This window comes from Cyclonatronum sp., assembly GCF_022565315.1.
GTDB lineage: Bacteria > Bacteroidota > Rhodothermia > Balneolales > Cyclonatronaceae > Cyclonatronum.
This window is the reverse complement of the sequence record NZ_JAIUMX010000084.1, coordinates 1-15455: the sequence shown is the minus strand read 5'-3', so window position 1 is coordinate 15455 and position 15455 is coordinate 1. Positions and strand designations below refer to the sequence as shown.

Sequence of the window (15455 nt, the reverse complement as noted above, 5' to 3'; positions counted from 1 at the left end):
TGCCTTATAATGGTGGTAACACCGGAAACGGTGAAGTTATTTCAACTGAAAACACAGTGGCCTATTGGGTACAAAGAAACGCAACTGATACAACACCGGAAGTCACAAATTTTCCAGACATCAATACAAATGACAGCTCCACAGTTACAAGATATTTGTATAAGAATGGCGGTAATGGTACTGAGGTTGTTCTCTATAAAGTTAATAATGGTGGGCATACTGAGCCGAGTATATCTGAACGCTATAGTTCAATATGGTTATCGATAGTTGGCAATCAAAACGGTGACATAGAAATGGCAAATCATGTTTGGGATTTCTTTAAGACGAAAACGAAATAGAAAGTGTTCTCAACCGCTTTATAACAAGCATTTCCTACTGACGTGTAAGCCATTGTTGCTTATATTCAGGCTTGGTCGCCCCGCAGCACAAACGCCAGACCGTTATAGAGCTCTGGCAAACTACCTATCTGAATAACTCAACTTTCGCACTTCGCAACAGAACTCTCTCCAATGGTCAGGTCGGCCGATATCATAGATACGAAATGATCTATAGTCTCACTAATATCTGCTACTAATGCTAAGATGGGGCGGTTCGGATTCTGCAGTACGTGTGCTATAATCTTGATTTGAAGTAGCTTAATACAAGACTCGATAGCAGCCAGTTGTAGCTGCATGATGCATTGATAAAATACGCCGGGAAAGGTTCGCTCATCAATTTGGGTGCGATGGTAATAGCTGATCATCATGCATCTGATAAAGGCTATGCTGGTGCATCCGACCAAGCCCGCGTAACTTCGCATTTGCATATGATACAGGCCAAGATGCTGTTTGAGAGCCTTAAAGCAGACTTCAATATCCCATCGCTGGGCATAAATACGACAAATTTGCTTCGCACTCAGGCTGGTATCGGTACTGATCAGTACCATGGGACTGTCTGGTTTGTTTGGGTTTTTAATGAACACCACCCGCACGCTGCCCGCGCTGAGCAATTCCACATTCATCCATCCGATGATATCAGCATCATCATCATCGGTTTGCTGCCGCTTAAAGGTGCTTGGCAGGTGTTTATACAACCCCATAAGATTGTATATGCGTTTGTTATGCCTGAATTTAATTGCACTAATATTTTTGACCGGGCAAATAACCGGAATCTTGTCAGCTACCTTTTTTATGACCGTAGGAAAAGCAAACCAGCTGTCGAAAACCACATAATCAGCAGCTTTGATATAGCTGAGGGCGCGACCAACCATGGCCACAGCCACATCAGTGGCTTTCTGTGTAGCGACTTTAACGCGACGGCCCATAACCGAGCGCCCGTCTAACTGAGGAGCTGGTCCCAGACGTTTATCCGGACAGCTGTTGGTTAACAGCTCAAACTCGCAGGGCAGGCAACTGTGGCCGTCACTCCAGGCCAGGGTAAGCATACGAAAGCCCCTGTAATACTGGTTTTGGTTGTGATCACGTTGCTGCCCAAGATATTCAACAGCCTTACTACGATTACGTTTGTAACTGCTGTCATCGATAATCAACACACGTGGATGCTGTTGGTCAGTGAGGGTGTCAAAATAGGTAATAAGCTTCTGGCTGATGGTATAAAGCAAACGGCGCCAATGGTATCCGGGATGTTGAAGCAGGCGGTAAAAAGCGTCACGAGCCGGTACCGGGAGCTCTTTTTTCTTAAACTCATACAGATTCAGCCCCGTGAGTGGTAGCGCTAAAAGCACCCGAAGCAATCCGGAAACAGATGCTCCCGAACGCTTGTAGAATCCACATTTGGCAAGGTCTGAACTGTTGCAGAACCGGGTGATCCAGCTTGAAATCCAGTTGCTGTTATTGATCGAAAAAATGGTTAGTTTATGCCACATGGAATAAGCTCCTATTGGGTTGTATTTAAAGGGTTTAGAGTTTCTTTAAAATACAAAATCCGTAGGACTTATTCCATATTTATATACCTGATATTTATTGACTTAAGAGACTATTTGCCCGCAGCTTTTGAAGTGCGAAAGTTGAGTGAATAAATAAAACTGAATCCATTTGATTTGATGATAATTATGAAACGATACACTAAGAACTTTTTACTGACTTGTTTTGCATTTTTACTTGGAGTTTTAATCATCATACCGTTTGCTGATGCAAAATACCCTGCATCAATGTTTGCACTAACTGGCTTTTTATTATGCACTGCAAGTTTTGTATATGCATTAACTATAGGTGTGATGGTGAGTGCGGAAACACGTACATCTTATATAGAATCCGATGGATTAGAGAGAAAAAAATATTTGTATATCAATAGGTTAAATGCTTCATTGCCAATACTTTTATGTTTATTGATATTTTATTGGTCATACACCCAAAAAGATTTTGATATAAGTGAATATGTAAACTTGTCAGGAATTGTATCTGAGGCCTACTATTCCACTAGTGGCAATTCAACTTTATTTATTCATCTTGATAATAATACTAATCGATTTGGAATAATGAGATCGCGCATTCCAAAAGATAATTTAGAAATTATAGAGAACAATTTACAAAAAGGCTCATCAGTAGAGCTGTCTATAAAAAGTTCTGATGAGAAACTTGAATATATGAGGAATATCAACTTCTACAGATTAAAAGTAAACAATAGAGAGTTAATTAGTGCAAGTGATTATAATCGTTCTATTAAAAGTAACAGAAGCATTGGATATTTTCTTGGGGTAATTTGCTTCATTGGAGGCGTGTACTACTTCAATAAATATAAAATTTGAGAAATAATTCAGAAAATGAGAGCTCTATAACAAGCATTTCCTGCTGACGTGTAAGCCATTGTTGCTTATCTTCGGGCATGGTCGCCACGCAGCAGAAATGCCAGACCGTTAAGTAACAAAAAAATGCTCCTATAGCAGGTTTTCGAGAAGGTTAGCTGAGTTTTGAATGTTGCTATTTCTAAATATGTCCAATAATTCGGTGGCAGGAATTGGGGGTTTATTCAGGTGCTCTACCTGATTTAAAAAAGCTTGAGTGGCTGTAACCGGCGATCCTTTGATAAGTGAAGTCAAAAACTCATCCGGGTGTAATGATTTTAAACCGTGTTTTATCAACTCCCTATAGGGAAAATCCTTGATATTAAAGGTTACGATAAAGTCGGCTTTAGCCTTTATCGCAGCTGCCAGCACATGAATATCACCCTGATCAGGTAAACTTAACCCTTCCATAAATTGATCGTAGTCCTTTACATTTGCATTTGGGAAGGCTTCATCCATTAATAAGCGTAGCCTGTAAAAACTATATTCAGATAAATCAGAGCGGTTTTTAAGTACATTACGAATCCATTCGTCATTGATACGATCGCTCCAACGGGGTTTGTAAAGTTTCTGCTGGGCTAAGTGAAGCAGAAAATCTCGTAAGGGCGCAGAATACAATACACACGCATCCAGAATAACAGTTTTACGCATGGATGGTTAGTACAAGTTTAGACGCTGGGACTCATCAGTAAGCTTCTTGAGTTTCTGCAAGGCAATCTGTTGCTGTTTCTCTTCATAGTTTTTAAGCTCGGAGAACAAGACTCGGCGATGACGGCCTACTTTTTTAAAGGGTAGTTTCCCGGATTCCAATAATCGGACGACAAATGGTCGAGAAACGTCCAGATAATCGGCGGCTTGTTGGGTGGTCATGTATTGAGTTTCACTGATGATTTCGGAGCTCTTTCCTTCTGCGAGATTTTTCAAAATGGTTTCGATACTGTCTAACGCAGCTACTGGAAGTTGAAAGGCCGTTCCATCCTCTGCAACGGCAAATTCAATAGATTTTGCGTTGTTCTTATAAAGCTTTGATAGTTTGCGGAAACTCTTTAGAGAACGTTTAGCCAGGTCTTGATCTGTGGTCGTTGGGTTAGCCATAGGAATGTATTTGGTTATGGTACGTGGTATAAAATACACAATATTCGAATTATTCGAACATTTTAAACCATATTGAACTATGGTTTTGTTACTTAACACGCGGTTCAAGCGGACAGTGGCTGCTTTGCGTTGTTTGGTTTTGTCGGGCAATTCACTACATTGCGGTTGTTATTCAAACCATAGCCACGGCCGCTTAACCGCCAGACCGTTATAAGGTGGGAAGTTCTTCAAATCGAAAATATCTTCTGGTTCCCAAGAAAACGGTCTGTTCGCTCGATTTTAGCTCAAAACCAGCGTCCTTAATCCGATATTAACCTATTAATTGTAAGTGGTATCAACATTCTTGTAACCACAAAAAAGTTAAATCCTTAACATCCCCTGATTCCCAGTAAACTGTACATTCTTTGAATTGAAAGGCAAAATGGCTACTTTCGAAAAAAATCTACTCAGATGACAACAGCAGAATTAAATAAAAAAAAACTTGCTCTGATTGCTTGGATAAACACGCTCTCGGACGAGCGTACCATTGACTTTTTAGAAAGTATAAAAAGTTCTGGTTCAAACGGGGATTGGTGGGATGAACTATCAATAAGCCAACAAAAATCAATACGAACGGGTATTGACGATATTAAAAAAGGCGATGTGATTTCACGGTCAGAGTTTTGGAACAGCTTGAAAGATGGCTGAGAATAAACGATTAACTGTCGGGTATTCTACGCAAGCCTTACACAATGCAATTGAAATTGCTAATTATTTACGCAATAAATTCTCACAAACAGAAATAGATGATTTCTATCGGTTATTAACGGATTTTGAAAAAACCGTAAGCCTGTTCCCGACCTTGTATCCCAAATCCCCCAAAATGAAGGTTAGGAGAGCAGTTTTAAGCAAGGTTTTATCCGTCTATTATATGAGTAGGAAAAATAAAATTGCTGTTGTAGCAATTTTAGACAATAGATGGGATGAAAGCAACAGGATTTAAATAGGGTACCACACCATAACTTAAGAATGGCTTATTCATGGTTAATTGATACGGTGTTTGTTATTCAAGTTTTTGTAAAGATCGAAAGATTCTTGCTATCCGTGTTCCATTGAATCAAGAGGGAAAGTCTTAGTTTATTTTGTGTTATTTTTAAATAAATCAGAAAACGTTCAAAACCGCTTAACCGTTGAAATTCCCTTCCGGCAAATAATTTGCAGAAGACGACACGCAGTACGGTCTCGAACCGCATTCGTAAATCTGCTTACATTCACCCGCAAAAAAAAGCGCCCCTCATCCGGGCGCTTTTTTTTTGCCCAATTTTTTTTGTTTTTCAGCGAAATATAATCCGAATCCCGGGGCGTCGAGAAACTGCCGGGCAGGTTCAGTCTTTGGGGATCTCTCACATGATACTTCAAAATGTTTCCCGACTGCGCTGTTTACAGAAGCTTCGGAAAGCTCACTGCCATGTTCCGCTGTTCGAGATGACATGTTGGGGTGTTTTGCGGGCTTGGTGTATGCCTTCGGGCTTTCTTACACCGGCAGAGGGCGGCTTTAGGGCGTTGAGAAGCTACCGGACAGTTTCTGCCTTTGGGGATCTCTCACACGATACTTCGAGCTGTTTCCCGACTGCGCTTGTTGCAGAAGCTTCGGGGAGCTCACGGCCATGTTCCGCTGTTCGAGATGACATTCTTGGTTTTTTTGTATTTCGGCTGACTGTTGAGGCTTTGCCAGCTTCCTTGCCGTGCCCGGCTGTTATGGATGTCCTTTTGGAGGGTTGTGGAGTTGGAGATTTCGGACTTAGCCCTGCACATTACCCCAAAAAAGTTTCCGCAGGTTTTCCGGTGGAATGGCACGGGCTTAAGGCTTGTCTGAACCGATTCCCTTTTCCTGATCAGAATCGGTTCTCCCCTCTCCAAACCAATCCGCGCAAATCCCGCCCGATCCGTAAAATCCGCGTGCCATTATCCGGGCTACTCCGGCAGCTCAGCCGTGAGGTCGCTCAGAGGCGGGTCGAAGGATTCCCCGAAAAACTCGAAGTGTATGTTGTCGTGCACGCGCTTGTCAACACCGGTTTTTTCGATGGTGCCGAGATAGGTTTGGTAGCACATCAGCGCTTTGAGTCCGGCTTCGGCTTCGTCGTCGGTCACTTTTATCACGCAGTCGATGTCCTCCGCGGGGGATGCCTTCAGGTTGAAGTGCCCCCCGGCAACGGACTCAGGCCCGAGGGTGAAAAATGCCAGCCGTTTGGGGTAGGGGCTTCCGGCACGCTTCATTTCACAAAAAACGCGCTTCAGGCAGGCGTGTCCGACAAGGTGATCGAAGAATCCGCTGATGCCGTGCACCGCGTAGGTGATCGCAATATCGGGTTTCAGCGCATCAAGATGCTCGCGGATGACCGCCTCGATTTCCATCGGACACATGTTTTTGAGGCCGGAATCCGGCAGATCGAGCACCGTCATGCCGGTGAGGCCCAGCGTTTTTTCGACGGCTTCCATTTCCTTGAGGCGCACCTCCCCCATTTCCGCAACGCTCAGGCCGAGCTCGTGCCGCACCCGTGTTGCCCCGCCTTTGGTGAGGGTGAGCAGAAAAACCTCGTGCCCCTGCTTCAGCTGCTGCGCAATACCGGGAGCCGGGCCAAAAGATTCATCATCGGGGTGCGGAAAAATGTAGAGAATACGAGCCATAATTGATTTGAATAAGGATGATTTCGGTGCTTCTATAAATTTATTTGTTCAAACAACCATTTAGCACCCTCCTTCGTTTGGCACAGTCCGGTTAATTTGTAAAAGAATAAAACGCAGCTGAAAGGAAAAGCCGTCCGCGGTATCAGTATGGCATGTTTAAACCACGTGACACATATCGGTTCCCGTTTACGGCCTACCCGGCGGTGCGTCTGGCGCTGCTGGTGACAGCCGGCATTTTGTTGTCGCGGCTGCAGCTGCTCAGCGGCTTTGCGGCGGCGGGCCTGTCTCTGCTTTTGCTGATTTCGACCGTTTTGCTCGACCATCTGGTCCGGCGGCAATTCCGGTTTGAGCTTTCCGGTCACCTTGCCCTCAGCTACCTGCTGTTCAGCCTGAGCCTGGGTCTGCTGGCCGGCAGCTTTCAGCTGGAGCGGCAGCAGGCACCGCGGCCCGAAATGGTGCTGGGCGAGCTTTTCCCGGCCGATACCCTGCGCTGGCACGGCCACATCCGGGATGCCTCCCTCAATGCCGGCGGTACGCTTTCGGTGATCCTGCAGGCCGACTCCGTTACGAGCCGCGACGGCAGCCTCCGCTTCCGGCACGGCTTCCGCACGCAGATCCGCTATTTCCGGGCCGACAGCCTGCAAATTGCCACCCTGCGCAACGGCTACCGCGTTACCATTGAGGCCATCCCGGCCGCCATCCCCCAACGGCGCAACCCGCACGATTTCAACGTGGAAAGCTGGCTGCATGCGCAGGGCATTTTCGTGCAGGCTACAGGCACCGGCGCCGAGCTGCGGCAAACCGCACCGGCCTTCATCAGCTGGGGCTGGTGGCGCAACCTGATGCAGGATTCCATCGGTGAAGTCTTCTCCGCGGAGCAGGCACCCCTCGCCAAAGCCGTGATGCTGGGTCACCGGGCCGGGCTCGATGCCGAGCTGCGGCAGAATTTCAGCCGGGCCGGGTTGGCGCACCTCATGGCCGTTTCGGGCATGCACGTCGGTTTTCTGCTGCTGCCGTTCTGGTTTCTGATCCCCGTTTTCTGGCGCATCCGCTACGGCGGCTGGCTGGGCCTGCTCCTCATTTTTGTGCTGCTTTATCTGTATGCGGGCATCACGGGCTTCTCCCCTTCCGTGCAGCGGGCCTCGGTTTTTGCCTTTTTTGTGGCCATGGCCCGGCTCTTCCGCTATCAGCGCGATCCGGTTAACCTCACCGGCCTGGCCGCGCTGATCATTCTGCTGGCCGACCCGGCCTCGCTTTTCCTGATCGGCTTTCAGATGTCGTTTGCGGCCGTGCTCACCATTTTCACGCTGCTTCCGGTGCTGCAGCAGCTTTTTGAGCCCAAAAAACGACACCTCTGGTACGCCAAACTCACGAGCCTCACCTTGCTGAGCTTCTGCATTCAGTTTGCGCTCATGCCCGTGCTGCTGCACCGTTTCAACGAATTCTCCCTGATTGGTCCGGTAATGAACACCCTGGCCGCTCCGGTTACGCAGGTCGTCTTCATCTGGGGTTTTGCCGGCATCTTCCTGAGCTGGATTCACGGACCGGTTGCGGCCTTCCTCACTACTCCGGCTGACTGGCTCGCCCTTCTGCTCGCCTGGATGACCAACTTCGCCGCCGGGGTGCCCTACGCTTTTGTACAGGGCCGGCTGAACTCGCTGCTGTTTTATGTTTTCTGGCTGATGCTCTTCTTCACCCTCGCGGCGCTGCGTCAGCCTGCCCTGCGCTTCCGCTTTGCCGTGCTCTGCCTTTTGGCCGGTGTGATGTGGCAGGGTGATGTGCTTAGGCAGAAGCTGACCGAGCCCCGCGGCGTGCAGCTCACTTTTTTTGATGTGGGTCAGGGTGATGCGGTTCTGATCCGGACCCCGCTTGGCCGGCATTACCTGTATGATACCGGGCTGTGGTCGCCCTTCGGCAACAGCGGTGACCGCTTCATTCTGCCGCACCTGAAAGCGGAGGGTATCCGGCGGCTCGACGGCATTTTTCTCTCGCACCCGCACAGCGACCACATCGGCGGCCTGCTCAGCATCATGCGCGAAATGCCGGTTGATGTGATTTACGACCCGGGCTTTGAGCATCATACCGCGCTCTTTGCCGGCTACCGGCGTGCGGCGGCGGAACTCGGCATCCCGGTCGTAACGCCGCAAATGGGGGATATCATCTGGCTTGATGAGCTCACCCCGGGCTTCATTCTCGGGCCGCATCCGGATATCCGCTCCGCGAATCCCAACGAGCACTCCCTCATTCTGATGCTGCGCTACGGGCAGCAGTCTGTACTCCTCACCGGCGATGCCGAAACACAGGCGGAACAGCTGCTTGTGCGGCAGTTTGGCGACTGGCTCGATGCAAGCGTCTTCAAGGCGGGGCATCACGGCAGCCGCACAAGCTCACACGGCTTCCTGCTTGAAGTGGTGCAGCCGGAGAAAATTGTGGTGTCCAACGCCCTGCGCAACCGCTACAACCATCCGCACCCCGATGCCGTCGGGCGTATGCTCCGGCACGTGCCGCCCGAGCGGCTGCACTTCACCGCCCTCGACGGCGCAGTCATATACTGGCTCGACGGCCGGCAGATTACGCGGGTTAGGTGGCGGGAATGAGGGGGCCGGGCGTGATTTAAAAATCCCCCGCTAATAATCCAGCCGCCAGAGAATATCGACACCCGTGCGGAAGTCGTCGCTTCCGGTGATGATGAGCTCGAGGTTTCGGCGCAGCAGGTATTCGATGATGACCTGACTGTTGGGGTCGCTGCCCAGCTCCTGAACCAGTGCCACGAAGAGGCGGTCAGACAGGAATTTTCCGGCTTTGATGCGCGTGCCGCCGCCGCTTTGGTTGGAAGTCTCAATTTCCACCACATCAACGCCAAGCCGGTCGGCAGCGAGGCTTTGCAGGCGGTCGAGCAGCAGGTCAAGCGCTGCATCGGCGACCTGATCGCTGGCGCTTGCCCCGCCGGATACGCCCTGCTCCCAGCTTTGGAGCGCGTGAAACGGCCGGCCGAAAAGGGTGTAGCTGATGATATCCTGCAACTCCATTTCCGGTTCACTCGAAAAGCTGAACTTCGGTTCTTCCGCATCGCCGGTGATGCTGTACCGGATCAGGATATCATCCTCCCGGCGCACACGATAGCTTAGCTGAATATCAAACTCAGGGTTATCCGGCGGACCGCTGAACACTATTTCCCCCTGCTCGAGTTCAAAGCGTCTGCCAAGCGTTGTGGCTACTCCCCGTACGGTGTCGATATTTCCGAAAACCTCAAGGTCTCCAAAAGGAGCTTTCACTACATCGAGGTTACCTTCAAGGGCAAGATCCAGCTCGGGGTTTGAACGGTTTCGGATAGAGAAGCGCCGGCTCACGATAACATTAAATTCCATTTCGAGTGCATCGAAAAAATCCTCCGCGAAGGTATCGGGTTCAGGCTCATCATCGAGCACAACCTGCTCAACCTGCCGCTCGCCGAAATTATCGAGAAAAATGTAGCCGCGCTCTACGATCAGGCTGCCGGTGAGTACCGGTGCCTGAAGCGTGCCCTCGAGATGGGCATCCATACTTACATAAGCATCGAGGTCGCGGGTGTTGTACACACGGAAATTGCGCATTCGGGTATCGAGCGAGAAAGTATCCGGCAGGAAATTTTCCAGCAGTACATAGCCGCTTGCCATGAAGGAGCCTGAGCTCTCGGCCCGCAGCTCGTTAACGATCAGGCGGTCCGGCCGCATCTCAGCATCGGCATGGATGCGGCTGAGCACGATGTTGTTTTCGACCAGCTGCATCCGCCCGTCTGTTAACCTGATTGTTCCGTTAGGCTCCGGCGCACCAGCGGTTCCGGTGATGGTGATATCGGCATTGAGAAACCCCCGCAGCCCGCGCACGACCTCCGGATCGAGGAAATCACTGAAAGCGGCCAGGTCGAAGTCGCGCGTCTGCGCTGCTATATTGATCCCCTCCGAGCCCTCGGGCTCGCTTACCGTGAGGCTACGCATATCGATATAAAGCGGGAGCACGCCCGCAAAAGAAGCTGCAACCTGACCAAGCGAACGCAGTTCAGATTCGAGGGCAATTTCCGAAAGCTCGTTGTTGTAGCGGGCCTGTACGAAAAAGTTTTCGATAGCTACACCAGAAGCCCGCGCCTCATTCATTTCAAAGCGTACGTCTAACTCAGGTGCTCCGGCTGTACCGGCCAGTTTCGAATCGACCTTCACAATGCCCGAAAGACCCGACAGACCGTTGCGATCCATGAAGCTGCGATATTTTTCCAGGTTTTTTTCGGGCATTCTCAGGTATCCTTCCACCGGCTCATCATAAAACGACTCGGGGAAGTCCTCCTTATCGCCCAGTCGGAAGGGCAGGGCGAAACGGGCATCCATCAGGCGGGCGTCGTTGAGCTCGAGGAAGCTCTCAATTTCCATCCGCTCGTTCAGAATACTGGTGCTGAGCGCAAAGCGGTCGAAGACCAGGCCGTCGTAGCGGATGTCGGTTATTTCGGTGTTCACATCCAGTTTCAGCAGCTGCTCGTCGAGCACCAGATTCACCTCTCCGCTGAAGAAAAGCTCGGCCAGCCGTTCCTGCATCAGGGCTTCCTGTACCGCGCCAAGATCAAGGCTCCGTGCTTCGAAGTTCAGCTCGGTTCGGGTTCCGGGACCGTAGGCCGCCAGCAGGGAAAGACCTGCACCGGTATCGGAAGCCATCCGAAGCTCGTCCATGCGGATTTGCTGCTGTTCGCCTTCGCCCGAGATTTCGACCGTAAACGGATTTTCAAGCTCAAGGCTGAAGCCGTCTTCAAGCAGGCTCAGCAGGGTTGTTTCAAAGGTGATGGTATCTGCGAGGCGGAAGTTTCCTTCGTGGAACAGCCCGTAGGAGGAGGTACGCAAAATCTGAAATGTGACCTCACCCGTAGTTTCATCCGCGGCAATACGCGTTTTTGCCGTCAGGCTCACATCCGCGATCTGATTTTCGCTGAAGGCCGGCTCGATCAGGTTCAGGTTCACGCTTACTTCGGGCTCTTCCTGCAGCCGCGCGGTGAGGCTGCCGTCGATACGCTCGATGGTGATTTCATCAAGGCGCACAAGATCGAAAAGCAGGCTTGTTTCAAATACGGGGATGCCGCCTTCGGGGCGGATCTGCCCTGCGAGGCGGCCTGAGGTCTGGAACGTTTCGGCACCCAGCAATGCGGCAAAGGCCTGCAGGTTCCCGACTTCAAGGTCGAAATCGAGGCGGTTTTCGATATCGGTGAAGTCATCGAGCCGCTGCCTTCCCGTGATGTAGCCGCTGAGAAAGCGGCTGTCGATTTCCCCTTCCCGCAGATGGAGGATGCCGTCCTCAATTTCTGCGAGGAAATCGAAGCGGTCGAAGGGTTCGCCGAGCACGCGGCTGTTATCGAGCTTTGTTTCGAGCCGCAGCACGAGGTCATCCGCGGATGCGCCGGAGCCGGTGAGGTCTGCACGTCCGTTCAGGAAGGTCGGAAAGTCCTCCAGATTCGCGAGGATGGCGGCATCGATTTCCTCAAAAATGAGGGTGAAATTCCAGTCAGGAACGTCCTGATGCCAGTTCTGCACACGTCCGTCGGCCTGAAGCCGCCCGCCGGGCGAATCCATCTCAAACTGCAGCCCGGCAAGCAGGGCGTCGATCTGCGCCGAGATGCTGATCTGCCCCAGTGCGTCGAATTCCATAAGGCGGGGGTTATCCAGATCGAGGCGCAGGTTCCACGGGGTGTCGCCGGGCTCAAAGCCCCGGCCCGATACCGCAAGGCGGCCGGTCACTTCGCCGTCGGGGGATTCATCCTGTGCGAAGAAAGCCGGATTGAGGCGGCTGAAGCGCGAGTTCAGCTCCCAGCGGGGAATTTCATCCCAGATCTGTGCCAGCGCAAAATCGGCCTCCAGCCGCTGGTTGCCGCGGAAACGAAGGCTGCTCAGGCCTGTGAGCGCATCACCCTGCATATTCAGCGTGGTTTCAAAAGCGGTGAGGAAGATCTGCTCAAAGCGTGCTTCCGAGAGGGTGAGCCGGAGATCAGCGGCTGACTCTTCATAACGGTTGAGGGGGATTTCGCCCTCCAGTTCAGCGACAAAAATGCCGGCCGAGGCATCGAGCGAGGGATCCATGGTGAGGGCGGGCAGGTCCAGCTCAGAGAGTTCGAGGCGCAGGTAGCGCAACAGCGGCTCCGGCTCAACAGCGAGGCGCGTTTGCAGGTCGAGGCGCAGCAGGCCGGGCGCGTGCAGACGAATGCCGGCTTCGAAATCGCGCAGGCTGCCGCCCGCCGCGAAGTGAAGCGAGGCAGTATCGAAAGCGGGAATCTGATCGAGGTAGGAAATCAGGTCGGCACGGCTGATGCGGCCGGTTGTGAGCTCAGCCCGCAGGTCGGTGCTTTCGAGATCGTAGTCAGCATCGGCTTCGAGCAGGGAGCGGCCGGTCGAGAGCACAAGTTTATCAAGGGTGATGCGCTCGCCTTCGAGGCTTGCAGCGGTTTCGAAGCGGATGGGCTCCGGAAGGCGGCCTTCGAGCAACAGCAGGGAGAGCTCGTGCAGGCCGGCTTCGATGCTGTCGTCGCTGTAGGTGAGCGAAGCACGGGCTAGGAGGTCTTCGATGCGCAGGCGGTCGTCGGGCAGCAGCAGCGGGGCCGTGATGTTGATGCTTGTGCGGCGAAGTTCAAAATCGGCCAGCTTTACGGTAAAACCGAAAGGTTCGGGGCTTTCAGGCTCAGGTTCGTCAGATTCGGGCACCAGCTGCATGAGGTTCCAGCTGGAATCGGGCAGCTGCTCGGCGCGCACATCGAGGCCGCTGAGGTGCAGCCGCGGGATTTCGATGGTGCGGCGCAGCAGGCTTTGGAGGCGGTAATCCACTTCGAGGGTGTCGAGCCGCACGGCAGGTTCGGTTTCGCCCGGCAGGGTGAGGCGCACATCGTACAGGCGGATTCCACTAAGCAGGTCGCCCTGCATGCGGCGGAGCTCAAATTCCGCGCCGGTTGTTTCGCTAACCAGGGTTACGGCCTGTGCCCGGATCAGCTCAAATACCCAGTCGGCTTTCAGGGCCAGGCGCAGCCCCACAGCCAGCAGAACGATGCTGAGCAGCAGAATCCACGGCCACCGGCGGCGGCGGCGCACTGCCTTTGGGGGTTGTTCAGGGGTTGATGCATCATCCTTCATAAAAACAAAAATTAAAAAGCCTGTCCGATACTGAAGTGAAGGGCCCAGCGGTTCACCCCGCCGAATTCCTGACCGTTAAAGCGGTTGAGGTCCTCGTCGGCCGGGTTTAGCTTCCAGCCTATATCGAGCCGGATGGGTCCGATGGGCGACATGTAGCGGATGCCGCCGCCCGCACCGTACTGAAAATCAGCCGGGTTCACATCCTTGTAGCTCAGCCACACCTGCCCGCCGTCGAGAAAACCGGCCAGCTGTACATCTCTAAAAAAGCCGGGCAGCGTTTGCCGCAGCTCGGCATTAAACATCAGCATGGCCTGCCCGCCGAGCGGCAAATACTGCCGGAACCCGCCTTCGTTGTTAAAAACCGGCCGCTTCGGACCCAGCTGCCGCCGGGAATAGCCCCGCACCGAATTGGCCCCGCCTGCATAAAACCGGATGTTGGCCGGGGTATCGAAGGGATCACCCGAAAACAGCAGGCCGGAATCAACCCGGAGTGCAAGCTGCATAGCAGAAGAAAAGTCGATAAAGCGGCGCACATCCAGCGAAAACCGCTGATAGGTGATGGAGCCGGTACCAAAGAGTCCGGAAAACTCTGCATTCGGCCGCACGGCCCAGCCCCGGCTGACATCGCCGGATGATTCATTGTAGAGTGCCGCAAGCCGCAGGGCTGATATATTGTAAACCTGCGTGCTGTCAATTCTCGCAAGAACGCCGTCTTTGAGGGTTTCGTCGTTACGGCTGAGTTCGTAACTCACACTTCCCACCAGAAACTGACTATAATAATAGGTGAGGTTGTTGTTAATCCCGTACCGGTAAATCAGATAGTTTTCTTCCTCTTTACGCATTGCAAAAGGCGTGAAGGCCAGGTTGGAACGGGGGTTCACGAAACCGGGAATCAGGTATTCGAGGTTACCGCGCTGTTCGATAAAAGAGGCACGCGTGCTCACGCTGAAGCGGTGCCCGTTGCCAAAGGGGTTCCGGTGTGTCCAGCTAACCTGCCCGCGAAGCAGCTCTTCGTTTCCGAAACCGGCCTGCACCTGCACCGAGCGCAGGGACTGCTCACGAATGCGGATGCGGATATCGACCTGCTCTCCGGGTTCCTGTTCGGGCACGCTGATGGTTACGAGGCGCATGAGCGGGTGCCGGAACAGCAGCTGCTGAGCCTCGCGCATCTTGCGCAGGCTGTACACATCACTCGGCCGGATAGCCGACTGATACCGGATGAGGTCTTCCGATATGCTCAGCTCTCCCTCAACTTCGATATTGCGGAAGCGTGCGATCATTTTGGGCTCCATCACCACACGTACGTCAGCGGTGCGGCGCAGGGTATCCACATCGGCTTCGATGCGGGCACGGGCAAATGCGAAACCGGAATTACGCAGCGCGTTAAGGTAGGCAGACTCAATATCGGGGTGCTTCACCGATTCATACCGGCGGCCTACGCGCAGCGGATTGGTCGCCTCAGCGCGCTGGAAATCGCGCATTGCCCTGATTTCTTCAATCTTGTCCTCATCCGTATTTTCGAAAATCAGCTCGAGAGTGTGCACAAAAGTCGGCTCGCCCTCATCAACCCGAAAAATGACAATCCGCTGATGCGCCCGTTTGCCGTCCAGAATTTCGTAGGTAACGCTCACATCGTAAAAACCACGCCTGAGGTAAAAGCGCTCAATCCGGATAGCATCACGGCGCACTTCATTCAGCGAATAATCAAACTCATCGGGCCGCCAAAACTGCATGCGCCTGAAGAAACCGGGTGCTTCTGTGGCAATGATATTTTGCAG

The 15455-nt window shown here is 52.3% G+C and carries 11 protein-coding genes and 1 pseudogene; 5 read left to right on the top strand and 7 right to left on the bottom strand.

Annotated elements, in window-relative coordinates; all coding sequences use genetic code 11:
- Nucleotides 1–338: pseudogene (locus LAT75_RS11995) on the top strand (hypothetical protein); the annotation flags it as partial.
- Between the two features lie 137 nt (nucleotides 339–475).
- On the opposite strand, the gene LAT75_RS11990 reads toward LAT75_RS11995, so the two are convergent.
- Nucleotides 476–1864: a transposase gene (locus tag LAT75_RS11990; protein ID WP_291482907.1), complete on the bottom strand. Its 1389-nt coding sequence runs from the start codon at nucleotides 1862–1864 to the stop codon at nucleotides 476–478.
- A gap of 186 nt (nucleotides 1865–2050) precedes the next feature.
- Between LAT75_RS11990 and LAT75_RS11985 the strand changes: the two genes are divergently transcribed.
- The gene (locus LAT75_RS11985; protein WP_291482906.1) at nucleotides 2051–2746 is read left to right on the top strand and encodes a hypothetical protein; all 696 of its coding nucleotides are present in this window, start codon (nucleotides 2051–2053) and stop codon (nucleotides 2744–2746) included.
- 129 nt (nucleotides 2747–2875) lie between these two features.
- Here the strand turns inward: LAT75_RS11985 and LAT75_RS11980 are convergent, their stop codons facing one another.
- On the bottom strand, nucleotides 2876–3433 hold the full coding sequence (locus LAT75_RS11980; RefSeq protein WP_291482905.1) for a PIN domain-containing protein: 558 nt from the start codon (nucleotides 3431–3433) through the stop codon (nucleotides 2876–2878).
- A gap of 6 nt (nucleotides 3434–3439) precedes the next feature.
- The gene (locus tag LAT75_RS11975; protein WP_291482904.1) at nucleotides 3440–3877 is read right to left on the bottom strand and encodes a helix-turn-helix domain-containing protein; all 438 of its coding nucleotides are present in this window, start codon (nucleotides 3875–3877) and stop codon (nucleotides 3440–3442) included.
- A gap of 450 nt (nucleotides 3878–4327) precedes the next feature.
- Here LAT75_RS11975 and LAT75_RS11970 point away from each other — a divergent pair, with 450 nt between their 5' ends.
- Together LAT75_RS11970 and LAT75_RS11965 are read left to right on the top strand one after the other, a co-directional pair.
- Nucleotides 4328–4564: a hypothetical protein gene (locus LAT75_RS11970; protein ID WP_291482903.1), complete on the top strand. Its 237-nt coding sequence runs from the start codon at nucleotides 4328–4330 to the stop codon at nucleotides 4562–4564.
- Entirely contained in the window at nucleotides 4557–4859 is a 303-nt protein-coding gene (locus LAT75_RS11965; protein ID WP_291482902.1) for a hypothetical protein, read from the top strand. Before LAT75_RS11970 ends, LAT75_RS11965 begins: the two co-directional genes overlap by 8 nt.
- Before the next feature lie 656 nt (nucleotides 4860–5515).
- On the opposite strand, the gene LAT75_RS11960 is transcribed toward LAT75_RS11965, so the two are convergent.
- Nucleotides 5516–5671: a hypothetical protein gene (locus LAT75_RS11960; RefSeq protein ID WP_291482901.1), complete on the bottom strand. Its 156-nt coding sequence runs from the start codon at nucleotides 5669–5671 to the stop codon at nucleotides 5516–5518.
- A gap of 159 nt (nucleotides 5672–5830) precedes the next feature.
- Nucleotides 5831–6544, bottom strand: coding sequence for a PIG-L deacetylase family protein (locus tag LAT75_RS11955; protein WP_291482900.1), 714 nt, complete (start codon nucleotides 6542–6544; stop codon nucleotides 5831–5833).
- A gap of 152 nt (nucleotides 6545–6696) precedes the next feature.
- Between LAT75_RS11955 and LAT75_RS11950 the strand changes: the two genes are divergently transcribed.
- Nucleotides 6697–9141: a DNA internalization-related competence protein ComEC/Rec2 gene (locus LAT75_RS11950; RefSeq protein WP_291482899.1), complete on the top strand. Its 2445-nt coding sequence runs from the start codon at nucleotides 6697–6699 to the stop codon at nucleotides 9139–9141.
- Nucleotides 9142–9171: 30 nt separating this feature from the next.
- On the opposite strand, the gene LAT75_RS11945 is transcribed toward LAT75_RS11950, so the two are convergent.
- Entirely contained in the window at nucleotides 9172–13677 is a 4506-nt protein-coding gene (locus tag LAT75_RS11945; protein ID WP_291482898.1) for a translocation/assembly module TamB, read from the bottom strand.
- Nucleotides 13678–13688: 11 nt separating this feature from the next.
- A partial coding sequence (locus LAT75_RS11940) for a BamA/TamA family outer membrane protein (protein WP_291482897.1) occupies nucleotides 13689–15455 on the bottom strand: 1767 nt, incomplete at its 5' end.